Annotated in this window: 1 protein-coding gene; it reads left to right on the top strand. The window is 40.0% G+C overall.

The genetic code is table 11. From position 1 onward, the window contains the following. Window positions 1-3578 (top strand): non-ribosomal peptide synthetase (locus HDF25_RS25670; RefSeq protein WP_184629276.1); only part of this gene is annotated, 3578 nt, incomplete at both ends.

Genomic DNA, 3578 nt, shown 5'->3' with positions numbered 1-3578 from the left:
GTAATGAAACGGAGCAAAAACTGGCTGAGATCTGGCAGGAATTACTGGGAATAGAACAGGCTGGTATCCATGATAATTTCTTTGAACTGGGGGGAGATTCGATCCGTGTAATCAGAGTAGTTAGTAAAATAGCTGATGTATTCGGTAAACGGGTAAGTGTCTTTGATGTATACAGAGGAAACACATTATCGCAGTTAGCAGTGCTGATTGATGATAATACAGCCGAAAACGAACATAAATTACAGGTTTATCAGGAGGTCAGAGATGAATTCGAAAGACTTAAAGAACTGGCTTTACCTGCATTTACTGACGCTGATCAGATAGAGGATATTTATCCGATGAGTGATATTGAACGGGGAATGGTGTATGCTTCGTTATTAAATCCTGAGGAAGCACTTTATCACGATCAGTTTGTGATTAAAATTCCAAAGAATTTTAATCAGGAAATAATCAAAAAGGCATTTGATATCCTGGTTAAAAAGCACAGTATCTTAAGAACAGCTTTTTCTCTGGATGTGGCTAGTGAAGATTTGCAGATAGTTTATAAAACTATAGCTGCTGAAATTGATTATTTTGATATTACTGCTGTTCGTTCAGAAGATATCAAAAATATAATGGAAGCCTATCTGGCCAAAGAACGTAACAGGCCATTTGTAATGCAGAAGGCTCCATTATGGAGAGCCTCTGTTTTTGGATGGGATAAATATAATATGCTTGTATTCCAGTTTCATCATGCGATCCTTGATGGCTGGAGTGTAGCTTCCTTTAATACTGAACTGTATCAGTTATGTACCAGCCTGAGCACGGAGAAGGATTTTGTTTCAACGACATTACTAAAGTGTAATTATAAAGATTATGTAATCGAAAATCTCGTGGCAAAAAGGGATGAAAGTAACACGGAATTCTGGAAAAAAGAATTATCGGGTTATAAAAGACTGAATATCTTTTCCATTGAAGATCAGTATCGGACCTTTGTCAAAGAGTATGATATCCAATTTCTCGAGAAGCTGAAGGAGAAAACAAAGCAGGACAATATCTCCTTAAAAGGACTTTTCCTTGGCGCTTATTTATTTGCGCTGGGTATTCTTACTTATGAAGATGAGCTAACTGTCGGGCTGGTGACCAATAACAGACCAATCTTAGAAGACGGTGATAAATTACTGGGCTGCTTTTTAAATACAAGTCCGGCGAGATTTGAAAAAGGAAGCACTGTTTCTACCTGGCGCAGTTACTTTGAGCAGATTGAACATAAGTTATTTCAGCTTAAAGAAAGGGACAGGACCAGTCTTTTAGAAATTACAAAAATTGTAAATGAACCATCAGTTGACGGAAATCCTTTTTTTGATGCCATATTTAATTTTGTGAACTTCCATGTTTATGAAAAACTGGATGAGGAAGTACTTAAAGAAAGTATGTCCGAAACGGATAATGAGGCTTTAGCGATTGATGGTTATGAGTTAACCAATACTTATCTGGACTGTACGACAAATTTAACTGCTGATCATTTGGTTGTCAACTATAGTCTACGGAAAAAATTGCTGTCTGGCAAGAGTCTGGAGGAAATTCATGCTTATTTTGATGAAGCGTTAATGGCCTATCTCGAACACTACGAGAGTCTGATGAAGAATAATATCGTCACGACTCCGGAATATCTTAAGCTTAACTTGTTTAGCAACCTCGCCAATGAATATTTGCTGCCGGCAGAAAAGACAGTGGTCGATTTATTTGAAGAGCAGGTTAACCGTACACCGGATCATATTGCACTGGTGAGCGGAGATAACAGATTAACTTACCGGGAACTGAGCGAAAGGTCCAGTCAATTAGGACATTACCTGAAAAATAAAGGCGTTGATCGGGAATCTCTTGTCCCGATTTGCATAGACAGAAGTCTGGAAATGATTATTGGTATACTGGGAATACTGAAAGCGGGAGGGGCTTATGTTCCGGTTGATACGAGTTATCCGGAAGAGCGGATTGCTTATGTATTGGCAGACTGTAATTGTCAATTCGTATTGACCACAACATCTTATGCTTATTTATGTAATGATCAGGAGAAAGAAATTGAAGTGTTTTGCCTTGATGATCTAAGTGCTGTTTTACAACAGCAGCCTGTAGTTCAAATGACTTATGATATAAAATCCAGTGACCTGGCCTATGTGATCTATACTTCGGGTTCTACGGGGCGGCCTAAAGGGGTAATGATAGAACACCATAGTGTGGTGAATCTGATTCACTGGCATATTGCAGCATACGAACTAACAGCTGAAAGCCAGAGTACCTCGATGGCCAGTGTAGGTTTTGATGCTTTCGGATGGGAAATATGGCCTTATTTATCGGCAGGAAGTACTGTACATCTACTGAATGATGATATCCGCATCTCACCTGAAGATTTGATGAAGTATTTTGTTTCGGCTTCCATTACGCATAGTTTCATGGCTACAGGTCTGGTGACAGAAATGATCAATACCTTAAACAAACGGGAAACCAGTCTGAAATTCCTGCTTACTGGCGGGGATCGTTTACCCGCTGTGAATACAACTGATCTGTCGTGTATACTGGTTAATAATTATGGTCCGACAGAAAATACAATTGTCACTACCAGTTACCAGTTATCTGATCAGGAGGGAGCTATTTTACCGTCTATTGGTAAACCTGTTTTAAATAGTGTAGTGTATGTTTTGGATGCCAATTTAGGGTTTTCTCCTATAGGTGTTCCGGGAGAATTATGCATTGGAGGTCCTCAGCTCGCAAGAGGATATTTAAACTTACCTGCATTAACGGCGGAGAAATTTATAACTGACCCTTTTGATGCCGAAAAAAGATTATACAGAAGCGGAGATTTGGTGCGGTGGCTGCCAGATGGTAATCTGGAATATCTGGGAAGAATAGATGACCAGGTTAAGATCCGTGGGTATCGCATAGAGCTGGGAGAGATTGAAAATATATTAAGACAACATCCACAGATAGCGGAGTGTGTGGTGCTGGCGAAAGCTGATCATACAGGTAATAAACGGCTTGTTGGCTATGTGTTAAGTCAGGAAATATTTGATAAAGAGGATATACAGTCGTGGTTGAAGGGACATTTACCAGACTATATGATTCCTGCATTATGGGTAGAGCTGAAGGAGATCCCGCTGACTTCTAATGGTAAGATTGACCGAAAAGCTTTACCGGATGTTGAGGAAGAAAAAATGACCTCTGTCGCATTTACTGCTGCCCGTAATAAAACAGAACAGCTGCTGGAACTCATCTGGAAGGAATTACTGGGAGTAGAACGTGTCGGAGTATATGATAATTTCTTTGATCTGGGTGGACATTCATTATTGGCTATGCGATTGGCGGCTGCTATACGTAAAGAGTTATTGATAGAGCTTGCGGTCAAAGAATTGTTTACTTATCCTACGATTGCAACGCTGGCGGCATATTTAGAAGGGAAAGACGTTGATGCTTTATTACCGGCATTTACTGTGCAATCCCGGCCGGACCGTATTCCATTGTCATTCAGTCAGGAGCGGTTGTGGTTTATCGACCAGTTGGAAGGGAGTGTACCTTATCATATTACTGAGGTACTGGAACTC

This window comes from Pedobacter cryoconitis, assembly GCF_014207135.1.
Classification (GTDB): Bacteria; Bacteroidota; Bacteroidia; order Sphingobacteriales; family Sphingobacteriaceae; genus Pedobacter; species Pedobacter cryoconitis_D.
This window is presented reverse-complemented; position numbering and strand designations above follow the sequence as displayed.